21 protein-coding genes are annotated in these 25798 nt (G+C 47.3%); 14 read left to right on the forward strand and 7 right to left on the reverse strand.

All coding sequences use genetic code 11. From position 1 onward, the window contains the following. Nucleotides 1-3: 3 nt before the first annotated feature. From NG833_RS10800 to NG833_RS10810, 3 genes are all read right to left on the reverse strand, one after another. A complete protein-coding gene (locus NG833_RS10800) occupies nucleotides 4-900 on the reverse strand; it encodes a HEAT repeat domain-containing protein (RefSeq protein WP_254565296.1) in 897 nt (298 codons plus the stop codon). A gap of 175 nt (nucleotides 901-1075) precedes the next feature. Then, nucleotides 1076-3346: a tetratricopeptide repeat protein gene (locus tag NG833_RS10805; RefSeq protein WP_254565297.1), complete on the reverse strand. Its 2271-nt coding sequence runs from the start codon at nucleotides 3344-3346 to the stop codon at nucleotides 1076-1078. Next, on the reverse strand, nucleotides 3343-4209 hold the full coding sequence (locus NG833_RS10810; protein ID WP_254565298.1) for an SDR family NAD(P)-dependent oxidoreductase: 867 nt from the start codon (nucleotides 4207-4209) through the stop codon (nucleotides 3343-3345). The genes NG833_RS10805 and NG833_RS10810 overlap by 4 nt, the downstream gene beginning before the upstream one ends. Nucleotides 4210-4320: 111 nt before the next feature. On the opposite strand from NG833_RS10810, the gene NG833_RS10815 reads away from it, so the two are divergent. From NG833_RS10815 to NG833_RS10835, 5 genes are all read left to right on the forward strand, one after another. Beyond that, a complete protein-coding gene (locus NG833_RS10815) occupies nucleotides 4321-5100 on the forward strand; it encodes a glycosyltransferase (protein WP_254565299.1) in 780 nt (259 codons plus the stop codon). A gap of 75 nt (nucleotides 5101-5175) precedes the next feature. Then, nucleotides 5176-7137, forward strand: a complete 1962-nt coding sequence (locus NG833_RS10820; RefSeq protein WP_254565300.1) for a CHASE2 domain-containing protein — start codon at nucleotides 5176-5178, stop codon at nucleotides 7135-7137. A gap of 113 nt (nucleotides 7138-7250) precedes the next feature. Beyond that, nucleotides 7251-8093, forward strand: coding sequence for a DUF928 domain-containing protein (locus NG833_RS10825; RefSeq protein ID WP_254565301.1), 843 nt, complete (start codon nucleotides 7251-7253; stop codon nucleotides 8091-8093). 133 nt (nucleotides 8094-8226) lie between these two features. Further along, entirely contained in the window at nucleotides 8227-13062 is a 4836-nt protein-coding gene (locus tag NG833_RS10830; RefSeq protein ID WP_254565302.1) for a filamentous hemagglutinin N-terminal domain-containing protein, read from the forward strand. Nucleotides 13063-13274: 212 nt separating this feature from the next. Next, the gene (locus NG833_RS10835; RefSeq protein WP_254565303.1) at nucleotides 13275-15941 is read left to right on the forward strand and encodes a CHAT domain-containing protein; all 2667 of its coding nucleotides are present in this window, start codon (nucleotides 13275-13277) and stop codon (nucleotides 15939-15941) included. Between the two features lie 45 nt (nucleotides 15942-15986). Here the strand turns inward: NG833_RS10835 and psbN are convergent, their stop codons facing one another. After that, nucleotides 15987-16118 (reverse strand): photosystem II reaction center protein PsbN, encoded by a 132-nt coding sequence (psbN, locus tag NG833_RS10840; protein WP_254565315.1) that lies wholly within the window; start codon nucleotides 16116-16118, stop codon nucleotides 15987-15989. A 90-nt stretch (nucleotides 16119-16208) separates the two neighbouring features. On the opposite strand from psbN, the gene psbH reads away from it, so the two are divergent. The 7 genes from psbH (at nucleotide 16209) to NG833_RS10875 (ending at nucleotide 20111) form a co-directional block, all read left to right on the forward strand. After that, nucleotides 16209-16412 carry a photosystem II reaction center phosphoprotein PsbH gene (psbH, locus tag NG833_RS10845; protein WP_015150870.1) on the forward strand — a complete coding sequence of 68 codons (204 nt, stop codon included), beginning with the start codon at nucleotides 16209-16211 and terminating at the stop codon, nucleotides 16410-16412. Nucleotides 16413-16519: 107 nt separating this feature from the next. After that, a complete protein-coding gene (locus tag NG833_RS10850; protein WP_254565304.1) occupies nucleotides 16520-16789 on the forward strand; it encodes a TatA/E family twin arginine-targeting protein translocase in 270 nt (89 codons plus the stop codon). Nucleotides 16790-17204: 415 nt separating this feature from the next. Then, a complete protein-coding gene (gene pth, locus NG833_RS10855) occupies nucleotides 17205-17840 on the forward strand; it encodes an aminoacyl-tRNA hydrolase (protein ID WP_254565305.1) in 636 nt (211 codons plus the stop codon). Further along, nucleotides 17837-18100: a DUF3146 family protein gene (locus NG833_RS10860; protein ID WP_254565306.1), complete on the forward strand. Its 264-nt coding sequence runs from the start codon at nucleotides 17837-17839 to the stop codon at nucleotides 18098-18100. Before pth ends, NG833_RS10860 begins: the two co-directional genes overlap by 4 nt. Before the next feature lie 272 nt (nucleotides 18101-18372). Continuing rightward, complete coding sequence (locus NG833_RS10865; RefSeq protein ID WP_254565307.1) at nucleotides 18373-19035, forward strand: ParA family protein; 663 nt, start codon at nucleotides 18373-18375, stop codon at nucleotides 19033-19035. A 30-nt stretch (nucleotides 19036-19065) separates the two neighbouring features. Further along, nucleotides 19066-19623, forward strand: coding sequence for a hypothetical protein (locus NG833_RS10870; RefSeq protein WP_254565308.1), 558 nt, complete (start codon nucleotides 19066-19068; stop codon nucleotides 19621-19623). After that, complete coding sequence (locus tag NG833_RS10875; RefSeq protein ID WP_254565309.1) at nucleotides 19620-20111, forward strand: restriction endonuclease; 492 nt, start codon at nucleotides 19620-19622, stop codon at nucleotides 20109-20111. Before NG833_RS10870 ends, NG833_RS10875 begins: the two co-directional genes overlap by 4 nt. 9 nt (nucleotides 20112-20120) lie before the next feature. Here NG833_RS10875 and NG833_RS10880 read toward each other — a convergent pair whose 3' ends face one another. The 3 genes from NG833_RS10880 to ntcA all read right to left on the reverse strand — a co-directional run bounded on the left by NG833_RS10880 (nucleotide 20121) and on the right by ntcA (nucleotide 23518). Then, on the reverse strand, nucleotides 20121-20543 hold the full coding sequence (locus NG833_RS10880; RefSeq protein WP_254565310.1) for a pre-16S rRNA-processing nuclease YqgF: 423 nt from the start codon (nucleotides 20541-20543) through the stop codon (nucleotides 20121-20123). A gap of 125 nt (nucleotides 20544-20668) precedes the next feature. Further along, nucleotides 20669-22435 (reverse strand): DUF3084 domain-containing protein, encoded by a 1767-nt coding sequence (locus NG833_RS10885; protein WP_254565316.1) that lies wholly within the window; start codon nucleotides 22433-22435, stop codon nucleotides 20669-20671. A gap of 411 nt (nucleotides 22436-22846) precedes the next feature. Then, on the reverse strand, nucleotides 22847-23518 hold the full coding sequence (gene ntcA / locus NG833_RS10890) for a global nitrogen regulator NtcA (RefSeq protein ID WP_254565311.1): 672 nt from the start codon (nucleotides 23516-23518) through the stop codon (nucleotides 22847-22849). 461 nt (nucleotides 23519-23979) lie between these two features. On the opposite strand from ntcA, the gene fabI reads away from it, so the two are divergent. Beyond that, nucleotides 23980-24756: an enoyl-ACP reductase FabI gene (fabI, locus tag NG833_RS10895; protein ID WP_254565312.1), complete on the forward strand. Its 777-nt coding sequence runs from the start codon at nucleotides 23980-23982 to the stop codon at nucleotides 24754-24756. 191 nt (nucleotides 24757-24947) lie between these two features. Beyond that, nucleotides 24948-25613 (forward strand): imidazoleglycerol-phosphate dehydratase HisB, encoded by a 666-nt coding sequence (gene hisB / locus NG833_RS10900; RefSeq protein ID WP_254565313.1) that lies wholly within the window; start codon nucleotides 24948-24950, stop codon nucleotides 25611-25613. Nucleotides 25614-25798 lie beyond the last annotated feature (185 nt).

Genomic DNA, 25798 nt, shown 5'->3' on the forward strand with positions numbered 1-25798 from the left:
GAATTACATTAAGCGGCGAGTTGGGGTGGTAGAGGAGTCAATCTGACTGGGAGCACTTTCGCAGGGATTCGGCGAAAAGTTACAGGGATTGGGATTGACTTGATCCAGATTATCACGCAACTCCTGGGGACGTTCCCGAAGCGGAATTGCTTCACAGATACTCATATCTGGGGACAAGGGATTTGGCAACATTCGGCAAATTTCTGGGACTTCTTCATCCTCCGATTGTGCCACTGGGGAGAGGGTTCCCGTAGTGGGAGAAGCGGGGTTTCCCAAGGCGAAGGCAGCAGCATTCCGGACTCGGGGATTTTCATCCATCAGGGCCTGGTTGAGGGCGGGGACTGCTGGGGACCCGACTGCGCGCAAGGCAACGGCAGCATTCCAGGCGAGGCGCTCATCTGGATCCTGTAAGGCGGTGACTAAGGGAGCGATCGCCGGTTTGGCAGTTGCACCAATTCCCGCCAAGGCAAAGGCAGCACCCCGACGCACTTCTATCTCCGGGTGTTGCAAGGCAATGGCAAGTTCCTCCACTGCCGGGGTGCCAATTCGTCTGAGTGCCACGGCAGCATCCAGACGCACAGACTCTTCTGAGTCATTTAAGGCAGCAATCAGGGACGGAATGGCGGATTCGGCATCAGAACCCATCGAACCCAAGGCAAATGCGGCACCTCCTCGGACTCCCACATCGGCATCCTGCAATGCGGTGATCAGGAGGGGAACTGCGGGAGTCCCAATCTGCCGCAATCCTTTCATTGCTTCCCGACGGTTGGCTCCTTTTTCGGTTTTGAATTGTTCGAGGTAGGATCCGATTTCCAGATCTGCGGTTTGATGCGCTTGAACTTGGGCGATCGACAGGACGATCGCTGAAAGGGTTAATAATGCGAGTTTGGGTGCGAACATTTAGTTTCTCTCAAAGGGTGAAATAATTTGGGATGCACCGAATTATTTGACTATGGGACGGGAGGGAGGGGGGTTGGGTTTCAGGGATTTGTCATTGGTCATTGGTCATTTGTCATTGGTCCTTTGTCATTTGTTGATGGGGTGGAGGTAGATAGGGTTGTCCATGTTTTCTTGTTTATCCTTTTTCCTTTACCATTGCCCGATAAAAGTTTTCCAATGCTTTGACTCCGGTGTTGTCCTCGTATAACCACTGATGGCCCTCGTTGATTTTAGAGGCGATCGCCTCTCTCCTCTCCCGGTTTAATCCCAATCTAACGGCTATTTTAATATAATCTTGCAATGTTTGGGCGACTGTCTCCGTGGCCCCCACTCTTTTCAAAATTCCTGCTGACTGACGACTCCGCATAAAGGGTCCTAAATGAGTGACGAGGGGCAAATTTACCGCAACTGCTTCTAAGGTCGTTAAAAATCCCGTAAACTCAAATGTATCTAACCCAATATCCGCCATTGAGAGCAGGTTCCAATAGTCCCGCTTGCTCTGTCTAGGCAAAATTATACAATACTCTTGATAATCTAACCCCACCTCAGCAAAGGCAGCATCCAGTCGCTGGCAAAATTGCGCGGTAATCGGGTTGCTTTTATGACCGATAAACACCAATTTTGCTTTTGCCACTCCTTGGCAAATCGTGGGAAATATTATATCATATTGCGGCAAATATTTAAACAAAGATTGGCAGGACAAATACATGACAGCATCATTGGGGATGCCATAATCCGCCCGAGTTTTATTTATTGCAGGAATCTGGGGTTTGGGGAAATAAATTCCTAAATTAGGTAACCGAATCAGTTGTTCTGAATAATGAGTCTGAGCATTCTCCGGTTCCATCAAATCGCTGGAAATAAAATAATCCTGAGTCGGTAAACCCGAAGTAATTGGATGTCCCCAAGCGACAGCTTGAACCGGGGCCAATCGTAAACCCGCCAGTTGAGTCATGGGTGCATACATTCCAATATCTAAAAAGACTAGAATATGCAAATTGTCTTGTTTGATTTGCTGACAAACTGCTGGAATATCATCGGGAATGGAATAAAAATAGTCACTGTTGAGATGGAACCAGTCCGTGAGGCGATCGCGTTGTCGTCCAACATCATAACAATACACTTCAAAGTCCTCACGATTCCGATGTTCCAACCAACCGGAAAACACCATCCCCACCGTATGCCACTGCAAACAAGCAGAAATATAGCCAATTCTAATGCGTTCCCCAGTCTTGAGGGTTGGCATTGGTAACGGTTTGACCCACTGAGGATAATTTGCTGCCATCACCTGATGCACGAATTGTCCATATTTTTGCTGCAAAGCTAAATCATTTTTACCTTGATACTGGAGATAAAAATTCGTATTGACTGCTATGGCATTGAGCGCCTGTTTTTGAGAAACTTCTGTTTTCAAAGAGCAATTTTGAATCAAATCATCTAACTCTAATATAAATCGGTTTCGATAAAACTCCAGTTGCTCTGAGTTTTGATACAAAACTGGAAACAGGCGAATTTTTTCTAATTTTAGGGATAAGCAAGAGGGCAAAACAGCCAATCCCTCATCGGCAATTTGCCGCGCTTGTTCAATTTTACCACAATTCTGTAAAGCTAAAATAAACGATAAATAAAGTTCAAATGCTTCCCGATGAAGGGCAATCCCTTGACGATAAGTAGAAATTGCTTCTTCCCATCGATTCAAGTATTGATAACAGTCAGCAAGAGCAAGATAAAACTCCATCTCCCCCTTGTGAGTATTTTGAAACTGTTGATAATGGGCAATTGCGCTTTCATACTCCTGTCGGCGATAAGCAGCAAACCCAAAATAAAGACTAGAATCTGGATGATTTTTAGCAGAAAAAGCAATTCCTAGGGAGTAGAGAATATCGGGATGACGGGGTTGGAGTTCTAGGGCAGTTTGATAAGCGGATATTGCCTCATCAACTCGCTGCTGGGCGATGAATAAATGCCCTAAACTCACATAACTCTGCCAATCTGGACTCAAAGCAATTCTGTGCCGATAGGCGGTTTCCGCTTGGGTCAATTCTCCCCGTTCTATACAGACATTTCCTAACTCAGAATAGGCATTCAGATAACCCGGGTCAACTGTAATCGCCTGGTGATAGGCAGTCGTCGCTTCTGCCAGATAACCCAATTTTGCCAGGACTAACCCCTGAGTATAATGGCAAATTGCCTGATTGGCATCGAATTCAAGAGACTGTTCTAGGTAATCCAGGGCATCTTCATATCGTCCTTGCTGATAATACAGCATTCCCAACCCGCACAATGCCTGGGGGTGACTGGAATCCATCCCTAGCACTTGGCAAAACTTTTGTTCGGCAAGAGTCAAAGAACCCGATTCATATAAGGTAAACCCATCCGCTAACAGGATATCCAGTTCAGAACTCACATCTCCTCCAAGCGAAATGCTGCAATTTGCCTGCCATCAATATCTGTAAACCCATATTCCACCGCCAAATCCCCCACCGTCAGGACAGTTCCTGAGAGTTCTAGCACATTGGGGTCTGTGGCGATCGCAGCGATCGCCCGTCCGATATACTCCGTAGACTCGGTTTGTGCTAAATCCACATCCGGCGCATCTAACACTCGTTCCGTTCGCATAAACCCCGGTGCCACTGCCACTGCTGCAATTTTATACGGTTCCAAATCTCGTGCCATCGCCAACGTCATCCGGGCGATCGCGTGTTTTGCCATATCGTAAAACAGATTCCCCAGATACTTATCCCGGTCCCAGGCGATCGTATTCACAATCAACCCTTGCTGCTGGGACAACATCAACGGCACCGCACAACGACTCGCCACCAAATGCGATCGCACCCCAGCAGTAAACATCCCCTCCCAACGCTGCAAAGATTGCTCCCAAAACGGCGCAAAAAACTCCGTCCCATCCGCCCAAGTCTTCCCATCATACCCTTCATAACCCCCCCAGGCATTATTCACCACAATATCTAACCGCCCATCACCTTGTATCCGGTTAAACAACGCCTCCACCTGCTCATCCTGCGTTGCATCACAACGCACTGGGATACCCACCCCACCCCGCGCCGTCACCGCTTCTGCCGTCTCCTCAATCGTCCCCGGCATATTATCGGTCGTTGCTTCCCCTCGCACACTCCGTCCCGTCACATAGACAGTCGCCCCCGCTTCCCCTAATACCAGGGCAATCCCTCGCCCTGCACCACGACTCGCCCCGGTTACCACTGCGACTTTACCCCTTAAGGGTGTAGGATTATCCGACAACTTGGCGTCCACTTTAGACTCAGCTTATCATAAGAATTGACCGATTGATTATAGCGAAACGGGGTAACTTGTGGCAACAACTGGAACTATCCAGGTTTGCAGCAACCGGAATGGCAGGAAACGATGTCAACAAATACGGAGTTGAGGATAGCAATGGGTTTAGATGAAATTGTGCTATCGGTGATTATTCCTTGTTACAATCAAGGGGAATATCTCCTGGATGCGATCGCCAGTGTCGAGGACTGTTTTTATGCACCTTTGGAACTCATCATCGTCAACGATGGTTCAACGGAACCCTTAACCTTAGAGATGCTGGATTATTTACAAAAACAAGAATACCAACTCATCCATCAATCAAACCAAGGATTAGCGACTGCCCGAAATGTCGGCATAGAATCAGCCCAAGGCAAATACATTTTACCCTTAGATGCGGACAATAAAATCAGACCGGACTATATTATTAAAGGCATTGACATTTTAGACCAATTCCCTCGCGTCGGAGTCGTGTATGGGGATGTGGAATTCATGGGCGATCGCACCGGAATTTGGCAAGTCCCCGACTTTGACCCCACCCGATTATTACAAGGCAACTATATCGATGCCTGTGCCATCTTCAGAAAAACCCTCTGGCAAGACTGCGGCGGATATGACCCCCATATTCCTGATAAATTAGGCTTTGAAGACTGGGATTTATGGCTAACTGCCCTAGAGAAAGGATGGGAATTTTATCATATCCCCGAAGTCTTATTTAACTACCGAGTGCGTACTAACTCAATGGTCACTCGCTGCCTGATTCCAGAAAACCAAGAAAAATTAATTCGTTATCTGAGAACCAAACATCAAACCCTGTATCAAACCACAGATTACACAGATTTTCACAGAAAACCCCTCTCTTCTCCGTGAAAATCTGTGTAATCTGTGGTTAAAAACTGCTAAAGTTAATCTGTCGCTGCTCTTTTAATAAATTAGGGTTAAACTATGTGGAAACAATGGATACCGCGAGTGGGTAAAGAATGGTGGGCTGTCTTTTTAGGGTCCACCACAATTGCCGGATTAGTTGTGCTTCTGCGCTTAACCGGCGCATTACAAGGGATGGAATGGAGGGCATTCGATTGGTTTATTCGCAGTCGCCCCCAAGAACCGAGGGACTCCAGAATCGTGATTGTGGGAATCTCGGAAACCGATATCCAAACTATCGGACAATGGCCGATTCCTGATGGCGTGATTGCTGAGTTGATTACCCGATTAAAAGCCCAACAACCGAGGGCGATCGGGTTGGATATTTATCGTGATTTGCCTGTGGAACCGGGGCATCAAAGACTGATAGAAGTGTTTGATGTAACGCCTAACCTCATAGGCGTGAAAACCATTACTGATGGGGATATACTATGGGGGATTAATCCACCTCCTATTTTGAGCGATCGCGGCCAAATTGCAGCTAACAATATCCTCTTGGATCCTGATGGCACAGTTCGACGGGGCCTCCTTTATTTAGAAAATCAGAAGCAAGAGGTTTTTCCGAGTTTGGCGGTCAGTTTAGCATTTTTGTATTTGGAATCTGAAGGCATTATTCCTAAAAATTCAGAAGTCAATCCGGACTCTCTCCAACTCGGCGAAGCCGTCTTCAGGCGCTTTAGAAAAAACGATGGGGGGTATGTTCGCACCGAAGAAGAAGGTTATCAAATTTTCATGAATTTTCGGGGACCGAGAGCCACCTTTGAGACCGTTTCCTTAACTGATGTATTAGATAATAAAATTCCCGAGGATTTTGCCCGCAATCAGATTGTTTTAATTGGATCAACTGCTGCCAGTTTGCAAGATTACTTTCTGACCCCTTATGATAACCGTTTAACTGACACACCCGAACGCACTTCTGGGGTAGAAATTCATGCCAATTTGACCAGTCAACTGATTAGTGCAGCTTTGGATAACCGAACACTCATTCAAGTTTGGTCCGCACCCTTAGAAATCGGCTTGATTTTCTTAGGGGCTTGGATTGGGGGGATTTTAGCCGGTTTGGGCCGATATGTTCCAGGAAAAAATGCTTATGATGCTCTGATATGGGTTGGATTTAGTGTTGTAATTGCTACCATAATTATCACCGGAACTACATTTTTAGCCTTCTGGCGAGGGTGGTGGATTCCCGTCGTTCCTCCCCTGTTATCCTTGGCCGGTTCAACTATTACTATTACCGCTTATATTGCCAATATCGAACGCCAAGAACGGCAATCAGTGATGCGCTTGTTTGAGCGTCACGTCACTCCGAAAATTGCCCAAGCAATTTGGAATAATCGCCAAAAAATTCTCAGCGAAGGACAACTAGAAGCACAGGAAGTTACTGCTACCGTTTTGTTCACGGATTTAAAAGAATTTAGCGGCATTGCTGAAGGAATGACTCCTAAACTCCTGATGTCTTGGTTGAATGAATATATGAGTGCAATGGCAAAAGTGGTACTCGACTCCGACGGGGCGATCGATAAATTTATTGGCGATGCCGTCATGGCGGTTTTTGGCGTTCCTCTTCCGGCGACTACCCCAGAAGAAATCGCCTTAGATGCTCAAAAAGCCGTCACTTGTGCATTAGGAATGGCTGCCGCACTGGAATCCTTAAATCAGCAGTGGGAACGAACTGGAAAACCGACCGTATCCATGCGGGTAGGAATTGCCACAGGTCCGCTGGTTGTAGGCAGTTTAGGCAGCCATCAACGTCAGGATTATACCATCATTGGCGATACAGTCAATATTGCCTCCCGATTGGAAAGTTATGATAAATCCCTGGAGGGAGGAATTTGCAGAATTTTAATTTCCGAAGAAACCTATCGCTTACTTCCTAAACGGTTTTCCACTAAACGGGTTGACCGAGTTTTGCTAAAGGGTCGCAAACAACCTGTGAATGTTTATCAAGTTTGGGGAGAGGAAATCAGCAAATCTGATTCCTGAATTGTAAAGTTTTATTACAAAAGTTGGCGGCTCATAGATTTGTCAGTTATAAAGTGCCTATTATTCAGGCTTGGTTGAAGGGGTTGTCATTTATCTAAGGAAGGGGCTGTATTATGCATCAGACAAAATTATCACTTATCCCAGCAATTTTTCCAGCTTTAATTGCTAATGTAGCAACATTTAGCATAACACCTAGCTCACTCCAAACAACCGATTTTTCCTATTTTGCAGCAACCGGGGGCGTTTCAGAGATAGAGGTTGCCCAATATGTACCGCCAAAAAATTTAGGAACACCTCGTAGCGTAGGGGGTGGAACTCGTGGGGGACGATGTGAAGCGGACCAAGATGAAAATAGGACCGATCCAGGGCTGATGGTACTGATGCCAAATCTAGAATCAGAACCTCAAAACTTTGGAACGACTGTATCGGAGTCTCCAGAATTTTTGGTGTATATTCCGAAAACGGTAGCTCGCCAAGCAGAATTTGTCTTGAAAGATGAAGAAGACAATGATATTTATCGCACGACATTTGACATCTCTGGGGAAGAAGCGATCGCCAGTTTAACCCTGCCATCCGATGAAATCCAACTCGAAACAGGAATCAATTACTCCTGGTATTTTTCCCTAATTTGTAATCCCCAGGATTTTAGGAAAAATGTAGAAACCCAAGGATGGACTCAGCGAGTCGAACTCAATCCCAACCTGATGACAACTTTAGAGGCAGCCGACCCCATCACGCGGTCTCAATTGTATGCAGAAAATGGGGTTTGGCATGAGGCGATCGCCATCTTAGCTCAACTCCGCCAGGAACAACCGACGGACTTCATATTAGCCCAAACCTGGCAAAACCTCTTAGAATCAGCCAATTTGGTAGAGATTGCTAATTTACCTAACGAAGTACCGATTATTGCGATCGGGCTAGAAAATACATCAACAGAAATTGGAAGCAACCCCTAGAAGTTAGAAGAAACCGGGTTTCTGGAAACAGTCTTGGGAAATTCGCCCAAATTGACGACAGAAACCCGGTTTCTGGTCTCTCTCTTCCGGTCAAACTGCACTCAACCCCCATCCCATTTATCAATCAGGGTTCATGAACGAGCATCCCCATATCTCAGAAAAACTGACCTTAAAACCAGGTCTAAAATTACAGCGATTCAGCCAAACCTTTGTCCTGTTTTCTAGCAGTTTGCTGTTCAGTTGCTTGAACGGAATTCCTGCAACTCAAGCCCAAATCATCCCCGATGCCACCCTACCTGTAAATTCCACCGTTACCCCCCAGGGAAATATCAACCAGATTACCGGAGGAACCCAAGCGGGAGGGAACCTATTTCACAGCTTCCAAGAATTTTCTATCCCCACCGGCAGCGAAGCATTTTTTAACAATAGTCTGGATATCCAAAATATCTTCAGTCGGGTTACCGGCAACTCTATTTCTAATATTGATGGCTTAATCCGTGCCAACGGGTTTGCCAACTTATTTTTACTCAATCCCAATGGAATCGTTTTCGGACCCAACGCTCAATTAAGCATTGGTGGCTCATTTCTAGCCTCCACCGCCAATCGGATTAACTTTGCCGACGGGACCGCCTTCAGTACCTTACCCAGTGAAACCCCACCCCTACTCACTGTCAGCATCCCCATCGGCCTGCAAATGGGAGTCAACCCGGGTAAAATTGTTGTCCAAGGCCCTGGGAATAACCTGTCTCAAGACTCAGAATCTGGATTACTTTTTAGAGAAAATCGAGCGATCGGCTTAGGGGTGCAAGAGCAAACCTTGGCCCTAGTCAGTGCCGACATCGAGGTAAACGGAGGTAACCTCACCTCAAAAGGTGGACGAATTGAACTCGGCAGCGTTGGAGATAACAGCACAGTCAGCCTCAACCCCACAAACAACGGCTGGGACCTCGGATATTCAGAGGTTACAGATTTCCGAAACATTCACCTCAACGCCTCCGCCTCCTTAGATGCCTCTGGAGAAGGGTCCGGTCGAATCCACATCCAATCCCGAAACCTCTCCCTAACCGAAGGGTCAGCCATCCGCTCCTTTGTAGAAGGAAACCAACCGGGTCAAGATTTGACACTTCGCACCACTGAGACCATCGAGTTAAGCGGTTCTAACCCTTGGGGAGTTTCCAGTAATGTAGAAACTGGGGTCAATGTAACCGGCAGTAATAATGCGGGTAACCTCACAGTAGAAACCGCTCAGTTAATTATCTCAGATGGATCTTTCATCCTCTCTTCAACTGAAGGTGAAGGCAGTGCAGGCGATATTACTATTCGCGCCTCTGAATCAGTAACCTTGAGTCGTTCCAATGCTTCTGGATTGATCAGTTTTATAAAGAGTACAGTCTTTTCTGGAGCGACTGGAGATGCAGGCAACCTCACTGTAGAAACGGCTCAATTAAGCCTTACTAATGGATCCTTAATCGACGCTTCAACTTCCGGACAAGGAAATGCAGGTGATATTAGCGTTCGAGCTTCTGAGTTTGTTAACTTAAGTGGTATTAATAGTTTAGGTTCTGGAAGCTCTTTGACAACTCCGGTTATGGCTGGAGGAAAAGGAAATTCTGGGTCAATTACCGTAGAAACTGCAGAATTAAATCTTTCTGACGGAGCTTTTATTTCGGCTTTCAACCTGGGTGAAGGTAATGGGGGTGATTTAACGGTTCGAGCTTCTGAATCAGTGACGTTGATGGGATTAGATTCTTTTGGAAACGGGAGTAGTTTTCTGAATGCGGTGGCACCTGAAGCTATAGGAAATTCGGGAAATATTATTGTGGAAACCCCTCAACTAAACTTATTTGATGGTGCTTCGATATCAACTTCTACAGCAGGCTTTGGTAATGCCGGAATGCTAACGATTCGGGCTAGTGAATTCATGATATTGCGTGGCTTGAATGCTTTTGGAACCGGGAGTAATGTGCAGAGTCAAGTTTTTCCAGGAGCAATTGGTGATGGGGGTAACCTAAGGGTAGAAACGCCCCAGTTATCTCTCTCTGATGGAGCGACCATCTCATCTTCAACTTCTGGTCAAGGCGATGCGGGTAACTTAACGGTAGAAACATCTCAAGTATCTCTCTTTGATGGAGCCATTATCTCCTCCTCAGCCTTCGGTCAAGGCAATGGAGGTAACCTAACTGTTCGTGCTACCGAATCAGTCATATTAAGCGGATATAATAGTGGGGGGAGAGGTAGCAGTTTGCTGACAGGAGTCGGTTCACAGGCTATCGGTGATGGAGGTCCTCTCACCGTAGAAACAGCCCAGTTAATTCTTTCTGATGGAGCCAGTATCCAGTCCTCAACATTGGGTCAAGGTAATGCAGGTAACTTGACTATTGACACAATTCAGTTACGTCTCTTTGATGGAACAAATATCATTTCCTCAAGTTTTGGTCAAGGCAATAGTGGAGACTTGACCATTCAGGCTGATGAATCAATTGTTTTAAGTGGATTCAATAACTTTGGAAATGGTAGTATATTGGAGACAATTGTTGGCATGGATGCTAATGGAAATGCGGGACAATTAACTATAACAACGCCCGAATTAACACTGTCTGATGAAGCTATAATCTCAAATTCAATTTTTGGGCAAGGTAACGGCGGTGATTTGATTATAGATTCTTCTCGTTTAAGCATATTAAATGGTTCGGATATATCAACTGCTACCTTGGGTCAAGGTAACTCCGGAAATTTAAGCATTCAATCCTCTGAATTTATATTATTAAGTGGAACGAGTAGTTCTGGACTTGGTAGTAGTTTAGAAACTCAAATAAATCCAGGAGCTACTGGTGACGCTGGTCACTTAACTCTAAATACATCCCAGTTGTATCTTATGGATGGAGCTAGAATATCTTCCTCAACTTTTGGTCAAGGAAATGCAGGTGATCTAAAGATTCAGGCTTCTGAATTTATAATATTAAGGGGTTCCAATGACCAAGGAGGGTACAGTACACTAAGAACTTTAGTGGGTTCGGAAGCAGTAGGTAATGCAGGTAACATCAATATAAATACTCGCCAGTTATCCATTTTAGATGGAGGTTCAATTATAGCTTCTACTGAAGGGCAAGGCAATGCAGGAAGCCTAACTCTTATTGTACCTGATGCCATTGTATTAAGGGGAGTAGACAATTCTGGTTTTGGCAGTAGTGTATTAACCAATGTTGGTTTAGAAGCCCTCGGAGATGCTGGAAACTTAAATATAGAGACTAATCAATTAGTTCTTTCGGATGGAGCTTTTATTTCTGCATCAACTTCAGGTCAAGGAAATGCAGGTAATTTAAATATTTTGGCTTTTGATTCAGTCATCTTAGAAGGGCTAGACAGCAATAAATTTAGTAGTTTCTTAGGAACGCAAGTTGAATCAGGAGCAACAGGGGATGCGGGAAATATCACGGTAGAAACGGTAAAATTAACCCTGTCTGATGGAGCGACTATTTCTAGCTCCACCTGGGGACAAGGTAATGCAGGGTCTTTAAGTCTTCGCGCTACTGAATTCGTGACATTGAGCGGATTAGATGGCAATGGATGGGGGAGTGCATTGGTGACTGAAGTTGGCTCAGAAGCTAGAGGTATTGCTGGTAACTTAACGGTAGAAACAACCACTTTAACACTATCTGATGGAGCCGCAGTTTCGTCTACAACATTCGGAGAGGGCAATGCGGGGGAATTAAATATTCGCGCATCTGATTCAGTGAATATGAGAGGATTAAATAATTTTGGATTTGGGAGCTTTTTAGGAACTCAAGTCGATTTAAATGCTACTGGTAATGCCGGCAACATAACCATCGAAACAAGCAATTTATATCTCAATGATGGAGCCACCATATCTTCTTCAACGTTTAGTCAAGGTAATGCCGGAAATCTAACAGTTCTGGCTACGGAATCGGTTACATTAGGGGGATTTAATAGCGATGGAAGAAGTAGTCTGTTACGGACTTTAGTCGGTGAAGAAGTTACAGAATTTCTGGGTTCTATACCCTTCAAAGCAGGTAATCTAACCGTTGAAACGAGTCAGATAAGCCTCTTAGATGGAGCCAGAATCTCCTCTGAGACATTGGGGTATGGCAATGCTGGAGATGTCGCGGTTCACTCTGATGAAGTGACTCTGCGAGATGGAGCGCGAATCAGCGTGAGTGCGATTGGTGATTTCTCCCCGGGGGTGTTGCGGGTGAATACCGATCGCCTCTTCCTAGATAACCAATCCTTGATCACTGCGGAAACCCAATCCGGCAGTCAAGGTAACATCGACATTTCAGCTAATTCATTAATCATGCGGCGCAATAGCAATATCACCACCAATGCCACGGGTCCTGCAACTGGCGGTAATATTAATATCACCACAGAAGTTCTAGCTGCTTTGGAAAATAGCAATATTAATGCCAATTCTGAACAAGCTCAGGGGGGTACGGTGACGATTGATGCTCAAGCTATCTTTGGGACTGAATTTCGCGAGAGTCCAACTTCTAACAGTGATATTACTGCAACCGGGGCGGATTCTTCCCTGAGTGGGACGGTGAGTATCAATACTCCCGAAATTGACCCGACTTCGGGATTGGTGGAGTTACCCACTACGTTAACTGATGTGGCTCAACAGATTGATTCTAGCTGTCGTCCGGGTCAGCAACAAAGTGAGTTTATTGTCACGGGAAGGGGGGGGTTACCGCCTAATCCGATTGAAGCGATTAGCGATGAGGCGACTTGGTTGGATTTACGACCCGGAATTGCTGGGGTTTTGAGTGGCGCGAATGGTCAGACTTCCTCGGTTGCTGATGCTTCAAATCCTGTTGTCTCCTCTCCTACGCCTCCACTGGTGGAAGCTCAAGGATGGGTGGTGAATGCTCAAGGGAAAATGGAACTGGTGGCGCAAGGGTCGGAGGTGACGTTACAAAATCGGACGGTTACGCCTACTGCTTGTCTTGCCAATTAAGCTGGTTTGAGCTTGAGAATCGCAAGGGTTTAGGACTGAATGGGTTAATTTTAAGGGGTGAAATGAAAGGACAAGATAGGGTACTGAAGCCGATCGCTCGTTTTTATAGATTTTTAAAGCATTGGGTAGTCCGAACAGGACTTACGCATATTTTCCGAGCCAACCCTAAATGTAGAGGCGATTCGCGAATCGCCCCTACAGAGTTAAGGTTTATGGGTAAGTTCTGCCGAAAACGGCTGCTGCACTTCGGTTTGGGGATGGGAATTGCAGCAGCGATCGCCACCAGTCCGATGCCGTTCACTCCTCTCTCTCTGTTCCCCTTCCCTCCCCATTCCGTCGCTGTGGCTCAATCGGCACCGGATGCTCTGCCACTGCTGGAACAAGGTCTCACGTTCTTCCAATCAGAACAGTTTTCCCAAGCGGCGACGGTTTGGCAAGCAGCGGCAACGGCATTTAATGGCGCTGGAGAGCCATTTCATGAAGCCTTGGCCCTGAATTATTTATCCCTTGCCTATCAGCAACTCGGACAATGGCAACCGGCAACGGAGGCTGTCTCTTCTTGTCTGTCCCTCCTGCAACTCTCACAAGGGAAGCGGTTGGATTCTCAGCGTTTGCCGATTTTGGCTCAGGCGTTGAATACTCAAGGTCATCTGTATTACGCTTTGGGACAATCGGAACAGGCTCTCACAACTTGGCAGGAGGCGACGGCTCTCTATGAGCAATTGGAGGACCGGGAAGGGGCGATCGGGAGTCAGATTAATGTGGCGCAAGCGATGCAGGCTTTGGGGCTTTACAGGCGATCGCGCCAAACGTTAGGGGAGGTAGAGCGGGCGTTACAAGGTGAACCCAACTCCCTCCTCAAAGCCACGGGTTTACGCAGTTTAGGCAACGCTTTACGGGTGGTTGGCGAGTTGGAACAATCCCGGGAACTGTTACAACAAAGTTTGACGATCGCCCAAAGTATGCGTCAACCCTCGGCGATCGCCTCCGCCCAGTTTAGTCTAGGAAATACAGCAAGGGCAATGGCTCAAAAAGCCCTGGTCCTTAATGACTCACAAACCGCTGAAGCCGAATGGCAAACCGCCGTCGCTGCTTATCAGCAAGTGGCTGAACTCTCTACATCTCCGAGGATTCGATTGCGATCGCAACTCAACCAGCTTGCCTTACTCATCGATTTAGCACAAGTCTCCGAGGCACAAGCATTACTGCCGGACATTCAAGTTCAACTGGATGAATTACCCCCCAGTCGCGGTGCGGTGTACGATCGCATTCACTTGTCTCACAGTTTAATCAAGTTGTTCCTCACAGAATCATCCCCGGACTCTACTCTGAGCGATCGCAACTTGAGAGAAATTGCGACTGGATTAGCCACTGCTGTCCACCAAGCTAAAACCCTCCAGGACCCCCGGGCAGAATCTTACGCCTTGGGCAGTTTGGGCCATTTATACGAACTCGCTGCCCAATCTCAGGAAGCCCAAAAATTGACTCAGGAAGCGCTGATGATCGCACAAGGGATTGATGCCTCGGATATTGCGTATCGGTGGCAGTGGCAAGTCGGGCGATTGATGAAAGCACAAGGGAAGAAACCCGAGGCAGTGGCAGCTTATACCGTGGCGATCGATACCCTCCAGTCTCTCCGTCAAGATTTAGCGTCAATCAATCCGGATAATCCCGATGTGCAGTTTTCGTTTCGGGAAAGTGTCGAACCTGTTTATCGGGAATTGGTGGATTTATTAACTGACCCGAATGAAGCCCCGACTCAAGAGAATTTACGGCAAGCAAGGCAGGCGATCGAATCCCTGCAACTGGCTGAATTGGATAACTTTTTCCAAGAAGCCTGTTTAGATGCCAAACCGATTCAAATTGACGAACTTGATACCACGGCAGCGGTGATTTATCCGATTATTTTACCGGAGAGATTAGCCGTAATTGTCGCCTTACCCAACTCTCCCTTACGGCTCTATACCACATTTGTCGCCCAAGCTGAAATTGACAGTAAGCTCAATGAAATTCAACAGGAAATCGGACGGCAGGCTGGAAGGAATCAGGTCGTCTTGCAAAATTCTCAACAGATTTATGATTGGTTAATTCGCCCTGCGGAAGCGGATTTAAAACAAAGTAAGATTCAAACCCTAGTTTTTGTCCTGGATGGGCAGTTGCGAAATGTGCCAATGGCTGCCCTTCATGATGGAACTCAATATCTAATTGAAAATTATAGTCTGGCGCTCACTCCCGGACTGCAACTTTTGCCCCCCCAACCTTTAGCTAAGGAAGAACTCGAACTATTAACTGCTGGGTTATCGGAAGCGAGACAAGGCTTTTCTGCCTTGGAAAATGTGGAGCAAGAATTACAGGCAATTCAGGAGAATTTTCCGTCGGAACTGTTATTTAATCAGGAATTTACCCAGATTAATTTACAAGAAATTATCAATTCATCTCAGGTTCCGGTGGTTCATATTGCCACTCACGGTCAATTTAGTTCCCAAGCAGAACGAACGTTTATTTTAACCTGGGATGGTCGGATTAATGTCAAAGAGTTAGATGGCTTACTGCGCCAGAAGGAACAAGAGTTATCTCGTCCAATTGAGTTACTTGTTTTTAGTGCCTGCGAAACCGCATCGGGAGATAGTCGCGCTGCGTTAGGATTAGCGGGGGTGGCGATTCGAGCGGGGGCCCGGAGTACGATCGCCACCTTATGGCAAGTCAGCGATCAATCCACCGCAGCATTAATGGTGCGATTCTATCAGGAATTAGCCCAGGGAGAGGGAATCACGAAAGCTGAAGCCCTCCGACGGGCTCAGGTGAGTTTGTTGCGGGAAGGACGGTATCGCAATCCCTATTTTTGGTCGCCTTATATTTTGGTGGGGAATTGGCGGTAAAGAATTGATGAGGGTCCAGCGCCAGGGGACGCTGGATCCAAAGGGTTAATCGTCGTGATCGTCGAAGGGATCGGCCAATTCCTTAGACGGGGGGCCAAAGGAGGTGTAGATAGAAAAGGCTGCGATCGCCACGAGGATCGCGCCAATCCCGATGCTAAGAACTGTTGCCGGTTCCAGATTTTCCATATTTTGAGTAAAATTATGAGTCCGATTCCTATAGAATATTACAAAACATTAATTTTCGCCGTCCAGAATAAGAGGTGACCCATGGCACAGCAAACAAAATTAGGAAATCTACTCAGACCGTTAAATGCAGAATATGGTAAAGTCTCCCCGGGTTGGGGTACCACCCCGCTGATGGGCGTGTTCATGCTGCTATTTTTCCTGTTCTTAGTGATTATCCTGCAAATCTATAACTCTTCGTTGCTCCTCAATGGAGTCGATGTGGATTGGACCACCCTCGGGCGCTAACTTACGGCGATCGCCCCTAGAGCAGGGATCCTCCGTATCCCTGCTGTCCCGGTTTGACCGGGATTTTTTTTTCTATACTAATAACCAGTGCTCTGTTGGAGGTCTGCGTGAATATCTTTGGCATGGGTTTGCCCGAAATCATGGTGATTCTGACGATCGCCCTTCTCATTTTTGGACCCAAAAAGTTGCCGGAAATCGGTCGCAGTCTGGGAAAAGCGATTCGCGGATTCCAGGATGCCAGTCGGGAATTTGAAAGCGAAATCAAGCGCGAGGCGCAACAAATTGAGGCATCCCAACCGGCTAAACCCGCTGAATCTCAGAAAGTTGCAAGTTCCGTCTCCCCCGAAGAAGCCATCCCATCCTCTGAACAAGGCTAGTCGGCAAATACCCGCACCCTAAAGGGTGGGGCTATACGGACAAAGCCCGCCTGCGCGGGCTAAGAGGCAAATATTTGTCCCTTGTTATGCTCCATTGCCAATCCTAAAATTATCCCACGAAGGATGGGGGCGAATCCAGCCCAAGCCCCTCCCTTGGCGGGATTCCTCGTTTCATGCCTCCCGCTATCTCCGGCAGGGTGCCATCCCAGACTCGGTAAGGCGGCATGAACACATCAGCAACAGTCCCGACCATCTCATACCAAATCCGGTTGATAAAAGTCGGTTTTCGCTCCGCAGCCCGCGCAGGCGGGCTTCGTCCGTATAGCCCCACCCTTTAGGGTGCGGGTTTTTACAGACCTTTGACAACCGGATTCCGTATCAACACGAAACCTTAACATCTGACTTCAAAACTGCCATGACAGCAAGCGAGACATCTGTTCCTCTGGTGATTCCTCAACTGATTGTTGGATTGGGAAATCCAGAAGCTAAATACCATGAAACCCGCCATAATATTGGGTTCGCTGCCGTCGATATGCTTGCCCGGTCCTGGCAAATTTCTCTCTCAGAAAACCGCCGTTTTCAGGGACTTTTTGGCGAGGGTCGAGGGCCAAAAGGGAATAAAATCTACCTACTTAAGCCCCTTACCTATATGAATCGGTCCGGACAAGCGATTCGCGCTGTCACCGATTGGTATAAACTGCCCCCCCAATCGGTATTAACCATTTATGATGATATGGATTTGCCCGTGGGACGCTTGCGGATGCGCCTTTCTGGTTCCGCTGGGGGTCACAATGGCATCAAATCCACGATCGCCCATTTGAGTACCCAGGACTTCCCTCGGTTACGGGTGGGAATCGGTAAACCGGGTGACGGAAAAGCGGAAACCGATACAATTTCTCATGTGTTGGGTAAGTTTACCCCGGACGAGAAACCTGTGCTGTCTGAGGTGATGTACCTGGTTCGCGATGCGATCGAACTCAGTCTCAAGGAAGGCTGCGAAAAAGCCATGAGTCTTTACAATAGTCGCAGTGTGGTCGGAACAAAGCCGTGAGTAGGAAGCGAGTCCCTAGAACCACTGCCCATGTTCGAGTGCTGAATCAGTCTTGGCAACGGGGCACCCTAGAGGGGGAAGTCACTGCCGGAGATTTTAGTTGGAGTTTCCGGTGGTGTTTTCGTGTGGGTAAATTGGCGATCGAACCGTCCCAGGGACGCGCTTTAATTCAAGAACCCTTGGGACGGTTTTTAGAAAAATGCGATTATCAACTCGAACCCGGGGGAGACTATTCTTTCACCATTCGAGCGCAGCTTTAATCTCGAAGGGGCTACTCATCGGAGGGTTAATGGATGAGAGGGGATGAACCCTTGAGGATTTAGACAGCCCCTTGATGCTCTCAACGCAAAATCCTGACTTCCCATGATTTTTGGCCCCTATAGTTTAGAGGCAATAACACCGAATCCATATCCAGGAGTAGCCTGACCGAAAAGTAAGCCAAGCAAGGCTGTTAGGGAACTCTATCCGTTGCCTCCTACATCGATTTGTGTTATAATGGTTGTCAATATTTTGAAGAGTCTCCTGAACAATAATGAAAGTTATTCTTTGCACCCACAACGGTGGCGGTGTGGGTAAAACAACTTTAGCCGTGCATCTAGCCGGAGTTTGCTCGGAATTGGGGAAGGTATTGCTGGTAGACTGTGACGATCAATCCGATGCTTGGGAATTTTATGCCGGTTCTAAACCCGACGACGACACTGATAACGCTATTTATTTAAGTAAAGAAGGGATATCAGTGATTACTAATAAGAACCGGAAATCGATTAAAAAATTGGCATCACCTAGCAGTTATGATTATGTTGTGTTAGATATGGATACTCCCCTACCCAATATCGTCAACGTTATTGTAGGGAGCAACCCAGATTTAATTTTAATCCCCATCAATTATTCTCAAAAATATAAAGCCCTTAACAATCTAAAGGATACGTTAGGAGTCATTTTAATAATGGAAGGAAAAGCGACTTTTAGCCCTCAAGTGCGGGTAGTCCCTCTAGGTATCAAGGCCGATGAAGTTGCCGCTCCATTGGAGAAATTGAAAAATAAACCCGCCAACTGTACGGTGTCTAAATCGATGCCTAATGTTCAAGATATAATGCAAAAATCCATTTATGAGAAAAGAAATTATATTTGGGACGTTCCAGGCTATGAAGATTTACGAGCTTACTTTGAGGAATTTATTGAAATCGGACAATAACGCAATTAATACCAGGAGAGAATTCTAACAATGACTAATAATACACCCAACTCAATCGTAGACGATTCTACCCTTCAAAAACATAGTCAAGCTGAACCCTTGTCAAATACCAACTCAAAAGGAGGTGAAGGACCAGTAGGAAACTCGCGAGTAGAACAAGCCATAAAGGACGGGCAAGAAAATTTTGACAAGGAGGATTCAGAATCGAGGGACAGCACGATTGAACTTTGTTTTTCTAAAGAGACGCATGAGCAACTTAAACAAGTTGCTCATGCCTTGAACTTAAACTTTATAAATGTGATTAATTCGGCGATTCATTATATTTATTTTTTGAGCCAGAAAGACAAAAAGTTTTTAAATGAAATCATGGCCGATAGCCCGCCAAGAAATAAGGAAGAAGAGGGGCAAGATGTACACAAAAAACAATTCACCTTGTTTGTTGAGACGAACCTTAAGCTGAAACAAATGGGTCTCAGAGATAGAGTCACTGACTGTGCCAGCGCAGGAATTCGGTTACTCTATGAAAACAATTGCTTGCCGAAGCCAAATCAGCAGACTAGCAGCACTTCAAGTAGCCCTTCACTATGAGCAATAATCGGCAAATCAACGCGGTGATTGAAGGGTTTGTATCTGCTGACTCGGCAACCAAACAAGAGCAAGGTCGGCGTTTTGCCTATGTCCTAGGACTCACTCCGGGTCCAGCGGGTGCCGATGGGGGCATTGATGGATATGGTGTAGTTGATGGCTCCAAAATCTATTTTCAATCAAAACTAAAAAGTAGTAGGCTGGGAGCAGAAGATGCCGGAATATTTTACTCTAATTTGGTCCGGCATCAAGCTGATATTGGAATTTTACTAGCGGGAGTTGGCTATACGGCATCAACCCCATCCTTGCCTAATGCGGGATTCCAAAATAGGCTCCTTGAGTTTCCAAATATCGAGAACTATCGGATTCATCTTCTCCGTTTACGAGATATTCTTCTTCGAGACACACCTCAATGGGATAGAGCCGTTGAGGATTTACCTCCCGTGAGGCAACTGACGCGGGAGGCATGGGATGGGTTTAATGAAATTTAGTTGGAAACCCTAGCTATTTTGGGCTAAATAGCGCTCAATTAAGAGAATGGCGACGATATCATCGATCGCCCTTGGGGGTTGGCGCATTCCTTGGGGAATCAGGCGAGTCAATCCCCGAGGCGGATACATTTCCCAATAGCGATCGCGGGCTTCTAAGGTGCTGTAGCGTTCATCCACTTGCACAATGGGTAACGGGATAGAGAGGGATTCGGTAATATGTTCTTGCCACTTTTTTGACGTGGTGCGATCGCCAATCACCAGGAGTTCAACCCCAAACTCTTCAAAGAAAGATTCAATCACCGCGATCGCCTCTTCAGCCGGAACCACTTCATGCACCAACAGTTTGCCCCGACTATTCATCACGGCAATCCCGCACTTTAACCGGCCCGGATCGAAGCCCAAAATTACTGTATCTGTTTGAGCATTACCCATTGCTTCTTTTCCTTTTCAATTATCCCTATAACTGGAAAATACTCTGACAATTATTCCGACAATTCTGCGGTGACCTTTATTCAGATTAACCCTGAACTCAACCGGCAAAAGCTCACCCCAGTCCCCTACTCCGTGGGAAACACAACTTTGCCCTGATGAACCACCTTAAACTCTAAAGTCAGTGGACCCGAGGTATAGGTTTGACCAGCGGAGATCGCTTGAATAATGCCCGGTTCATTATTGTCTTGAGAGTCTGGAAGTTGCTTGATAAATTCCATCAAAGCGGCCAGACGACCATCTCCCACTTGGATAGAATCCGTTAAAATCCCCGATCGCCTTGCTCTAAAGTTAGCGGCAGCTAACAATAAATTCAATTGTTCTTTAATCTCATCTTCACTCATTTCCGAGGGCCGGACCGCAGTCGTGGCTACCAGTTCTCCTTCATTGAAAACCACCTGATTAGGCACTGCATCGGCAAAAACATTTACCTGCCGTTCACCCAACAAATAATTGGCAGCGGAGAGAATTCTGACCACATAATCTTGACCATCATCAATTTGGCCAATGAGTTGGTCTAGTTCCGTATCTGTAATCGCGATCGCCCATTCATTCAGTTGAGTGGTTCCGGGACGAATCAAGGAAATCGCCGCCAAATTTGCTTCCGTTAACAATTGCTTGGTTGCTTCCGGTGCCGTTTCTGGGCGGAGGACCCGCAGGACCCCGGAAGCCAACACTTGATTCCGGCGAATGGCAACGGTTCCTTCCCGCAACAATTGAAAATCCCGTTCCAGACTTTCAACTTCCCCTTGGAGAAACGCTTGTTGAGTGCCTAACTGTTTCAATAACGTGCGCTGTTGGGCGATCGCCATCTCCTGCTCAGAAATTTGGCGATCGCGTTGGGCAATTTCCTCCTCCTGAAGGGCGATCGCCTGCTTTTGCTGGGCAATTTCCAATTCCTGCCTCGCGATTTCCTGTTCCTGTTTCCCTAACTCCTGTTCTTGATTGGCGATCGCCTGCTTTTGCTGGGCAATTTCTGCCGCCTGTTGAGCCATTTGCTCCTGTTGCTGGGCAATATCCCCTTCTTGAACGGCAATTTGCTGCTGCTGTTGCGCTAGTTGGCGAATTTGCTCATCTAGTTGGCGTTTCTGTTGGGTGAGCAACTCCCGCTGCTGTGCCGCTTCCTGGCGTTGCTGCTCAATTTCAGCCTGTTTGAGCGCCAGTTCCCGGTCCCGTTGGACAATCGTGGCTCTAACTTGCTCCCCCTGTTCAATCAACTCCCGCCGTTCTAATTGCAGGGTGACAATATCATCCCGCAGCTTCTGCGCCTGTTGGGACACCTCCTCAAGCTGACTTTGAGCGCGCTCAAATTTCCCTTCAATCTGACTCAGTTCGGTTCTAGCTTTCTCAAAATCGGTTTGAATGCCGCTGAGTTGGGTCTGAGTTTGATTCAATTCCCCCTGAGTCTGATTCAATTGAGCTTCAGTCTCGGCTTGTTTTTGGATCGCCCCTTGCAACGAGCGATCGATCTCATTTAATTGTTGTTGCGCCACCACCTGCTGTTCTCGGGCTTGGTTGAGTTGGGCTTCCACCTGCTGTTTTTCGGTGATCACTGCCACGAGTTCCTTTTGAGCTTCTCGCAATTCTTTGAGTTTTTCATCCAGTTGAAACACGCCCACTCGCAACGATTTACTCGTGGCAAATAGGATACTCAAAGTTGAGGCAGCAATCATTAACCCAGTGACAATGGTGACCACTGTAGCGGTTTGTCTTGGGCGCAGACCAAACAGACTTAAACGGGCCTTACCGACTTTAGTACCGAGGCGATCGCCCAGGGTAGCGAGCAACCCCCCCAAGACCAACACAGCGAGTATCAGGACGTATGCGCTCGTCATCACTACTTATTCAACTCCGTCCAGATCTAGCCGAGACAAAAACTTGTGGAGCTAAAATACTCTGCTAGGACCTCTGGCAAAGTTCCGCTCTTTTGCACTATAACAGATCCCAATGCCGATTCTAATGGCAGTATCCTGTCCTTGTTTCGCTAAATGCCTGCATGAACTCAACCTCTCACACCCGGGCAGCGGGTGAGCAGTTGTTGAGCTTACGGGCGATCGCCCGTTCTATCTGTCCCAGTCGCGTGATTAGCCTCGGTTTTAGAAAAAACAACTTCAAGCCAACGGTATCCTCTGAGTGTCCCACCAGGGCAGAAAATCAACAGAAAACTGACTACTTCTCACCCCGATCCCCGATCCCCTGATTGTCTGTGCCCTATTCTGTTAAGGTTGACCCTGGTTGGGTTCAGATCATGTAAATTGCTGACTCAAGGCCACTGGATTATGAACGGTGATCTTCTTTTTATGAATAGAGATCATCTGTTCACAACGCAGATCCCCCAACAAACGGGTGACCGTGACCCGAGTTGAGCCAATGGCTTCGGCGATCGCCTGATGGGACAGCTTTAAATCAATCGTAATCCCCTCGGAAGTCGGTATCCCAAAATCCCGACACAAAATCAGCAGAAAACTGACCAACCGCGAACCCATATCCCGGTGGGCCAAGGTTTCAATCATCATTTCCGTTTGTAAAATCCGGGAAGATAAGCCGCGCAACATCAACATTGATAGGTCGGGATCTTCCTTAAGCGCCTTTTCCACCTGGTCGATCGGGACTGAAAGCAACTCGACTGGGGTAAAGGCAACGGCATGATAAAAGCGGTCCGAACGATGCCCCGTAATCAGGGAGAGTACCCCAAATACACTATTTTCCCGCAGCAGGGCCACGGTAATTTCTTCTCCCGCTTCATAGACTCGGGATAGCTTAACGGCACCTTTGAGTAAAAAATAAACCCGTTCAGCGGGATCCCCAGGGAAAAAGATGGTCTTTCCTCGTTCGTAATTTTCCACCACTGGGGGAAACGATCCACTTCCCATCTGACGGAAGACTGCGGCTAGTGGTCTATCTTGGGTCATTACCATATCCGTTCCTTCTAATTGTCATCTCGTATCTTCTTTTTTGATAACTTGCTAACGGTTTATTGTCATTACCGACCCGCTCTTGTTAGAGTTCTCTGACTTTTGTACTTTACATTACTTAAACGGACCATTCGCGGTTTTTTTGTGCTTGGGGATACATAATGGCGACCAGTTGGCTGATCCCTGGATAAAAATATTCTGATCTACGATGTCCGGCGAGTGGCTTCCTCCAAACCCACCTCTGGAACGTTCCAGAGTCCCCCGTTGTGATTCAATCAAATTGGGGAACAGACCCAGGGCGATCGACTCTTGCGAGTCAATCCTCTGGCTTCATGGCTGCAACCGTAGCCGGTCAACCGCCATCAGGGGCGACTCCTCGTTTGAGGAGGACTCTGAGATCCCGCCAGCCTCACCCTGGGGCAAAACCCGTGCTCCTGAGTAATTTTTACTAGAATAAACCCTCCATGCTAGATTTAACAGGAAAAAACGCCTTAGTCACCGGAATTGCTAACAACCGTTCCATCGCTTGGGGCATCGCCCAACAACTCCACAAAGCTGGGGCCAATCTCGGCATCACCTATCTCCCGGATGAAAAGGGCCGCCACGAAAAAAAAGTCAAGGAATTAGTCGAACCCCTCAACCCCAGCGTATTCGTCCCCTGTAATGTCCAGGATGACGCCCAAATTCAAGCCACCTTCGACACCATCCGCGAAACCTGGGACAAAATCGACATCCTCATCCACTGCCTCGCCTTTGCCGGGAAAGATGAACTCACCGGAGACTTCAGCAACACCTCCCGCGAAGGCTTTACCCGCGCTTTGGATATTAGTTCCTACTCCCTGGTTTCCCTCGCTGCTGCCGCCAAACCCCTAATGACCGAAGGCGGCAGCATCGTCACCCTCACCTACCTCGGTGGCGTCCGCGTCATCCCCAACTACAATGTCATGGGGATTGCCAAAGCTGCCTTAGAAATGAATGTCCGCTACCTCGCCGCTGAACTGGGACCCCAAAATGTCCGCGTTAATGGGATCTCTGCCGGTCCCATCCGGACCCTCGCCTCTTCTGCCGTCGGTGGCATCCTGGACATGATCCACCATGTGGAAGAAATGGCCCCTCTGCGGCGTACTGTCACCCAAACTGAAGTGGGCAATACTGCTGCATTCCTCTGTAGCGACTTATCCAGCGGCATTACAGGTCAAATCATCTATGTCGATTCCGGCTACTGCATCATGGGAATGTAATCCCTGAAGAATTGAGACTTTACGGATTAAAATTCAACCTTCAATTCCGAAAAGCCCCCCTTCTTAAGGGGGGTTGGGGGGATCTCTTCTCCATCATTCAACCCCTCTATCTCTTAATTGTCCAAGGTTTCCCCCTAGACAAGATAAGATCAAGATTAAGACTATTTTTGCGATCGCCACCAAAGCCAATTATGCAGACCCGAACTAGCCCGACTTCCTCCTCCGAGAGTTCTACAAAAGCTGATTCCGAACAAAATTTAGGCCAACTCCCCCGGATGTCCACCGTCCGACGCACCACTGGGGAAACCGATGTCCATGTAACCATTAATCTCGATGGTCAAGGGAACTGTACCGCTGCTACAGGGGTACCCTTTCTCGACCATATGTTACATCAAATTGCCTCTCACGGCTTGATTGACCTGGAAGTACAAGCCACCGGGGATATAGAAATTGACGACCATCATACCAATGAAGATGTGGGGATTACATTAGGTCAAGCCTTGGGCAAAGCCCTCGGCGATCGCAAAGGCATCGTCCGGTTTGGTCACTTTGTCGCCCCTCTGGATGAAGCCTTGATTCAAGTCGCCTTAGACTTTTCCGGTCGCCCTCACTTAAGCTATGGCTTAGACATTCCCACCCAACGAGTCGGCACCTATGATACCCAATTAGTGAGGGAATTCTTCGTGGCGATCGTCAATCACGCCCAAATGACCCTACACATCCGCCAACTCGACGGCATTAATTCCCATCACATCATCGAAGCCACCTTCAAAGCCTTCGCCCGCAGCCTCCGCATGGCAACGGAAATCGACCCCCGTCGCGCCACCACCATCCCCAGTTCAAAAGGCGTCCTCTAACCTCCCCCATGTTCGTAGTAACGACTTCAGTCGTTCTCTTCAATTGTTCGTAGTAACGACTTCAGTCGTTCTCTTGTCCTAGTTCGTAGTAACGACTTCAGTCGTTCTCTTGTCCTAGTTCGTAGTAACGACTTCAGTCGTTCTCTTGTCCTAGTTCGTAGTAACGACTTCAGTCGTTCTCTTGT

The sequence above is a fragment of the Oscillatoria sp. HE19RPO genome, from assembly GCF_024220515.1.
Classification (GTDB): domain Bacteria; phylum Cyanobacteriota; class Cyanobacteriia; order Cyanobacteriales; family Laspinemataceae; genus Laspinema.

Bases quoted from the DNA above. Each gene is read 5' to 3' on its own strand.
- NG833_RS10800 (WP_254565296.1), bottom strand. From the start codon at position 900: ATGTTCGCACCCAAACTCGCATTATTAACCCTTTCAGCGATCGTCCTG.
- NG833_RS10815 (WP_254565299.1), top strand. From the start codon at position 4,321: ATGTCAACAAATACGGAGTTGAGGATAGCAATGGGTTTAGATGAAATT.
- NG833_RS10820 (WP_254565300.1), top strand. From the start codon at position 5,176: ATGTGGAAACAATGGATACCGCGAGTGGGTAAAGAATGGTGGGCTGTC.
- NG833_RS10825 (WP_254565301.1), top strand. From the start codon at position 7,251: ATGCATCAGACAAAATTATCACTTATCCCAGCAATTTTTCCAGCTTTA.
- NG833_RS10830 (WP_254565302.1), top strand. From the start codon at position 8,227: ATGAACGAGCATCCCCATATCTCAGAAAAACTGACCTTAAAACCAGGT.
- NG833_RS10835 (WP_254565303.1), top strand. From the start codon at position 13,275: ATGGGTAAGTTCTGCCGAAAACGGCTGCTGCACTTCGGTTTGGGGATG.
- psbH (WP_015150870.1), top strand. From the start codon at position 16,209: ATGGCACAGCAAACAAAATTAGGAAATCTACTCAGACCGTTAAATGCA.
- pth (WP_254565305.1), top strand. From the start codon at position 17,205: ATGACAGCAAGCGAGACATCTGTTCCTCTGGTGATTCCTCAACTGATT.
- NG833_RS10865 (WP_254565307.1), top strand. From the start codon at position 18,373: ATGAAAGTTATTCTTTGCACCCACAACGGTGGCGGTGTGGGTAAAACA.
- NG833_RS10870 (WP_254565308.1), top strand. From the start codon at position 19,066: ATGACTAATAATACACCCAACTCAATCGTAGACGATTCTACCCTTCAA.
- NG833_RS10875 (WP_254565309.1), top strand. From the start codon at position 19,620: ATGAGCAATAATCGGCAAATCAACGCGGTGATTGAAGGGTTTGTATCT.
- NG833_RS10880 (WP_254565310.1), bottom strand. From the start codon at position 20,543: ATGGGTAATGCTCAAACAGATACAGTAATTTTGGGCTTCGATCCGGGC.
- NG833_RS10885 (WP_254565316.1), bottom strand. From the start codon at position 22,435: ATGACGAGCGCATACGTCCTGATACTCGCTGTGTTGGTCTTGGGGGGG.
- ntcA (WP_254565311.1), bottom strand. From the start codon at position 23,518: ATGGTAATGACCCAAGATAGACCACTAGCCGCAGTCTTCCGTCAGATG.
- fabI (WP_254565312.1), top strand. From the start codon at position 23,980: ATGCTAGATTTAACAGGAAAAAACGCCTTAGTCACCGGAATTGCTAAC.
- hisB (WP_254565313.1), top strand. From the start codon at position 24,948: ATGCAGACCCGAACTAGCCCGACTTCCTCCTCCGAGAGTTCTACAAAA.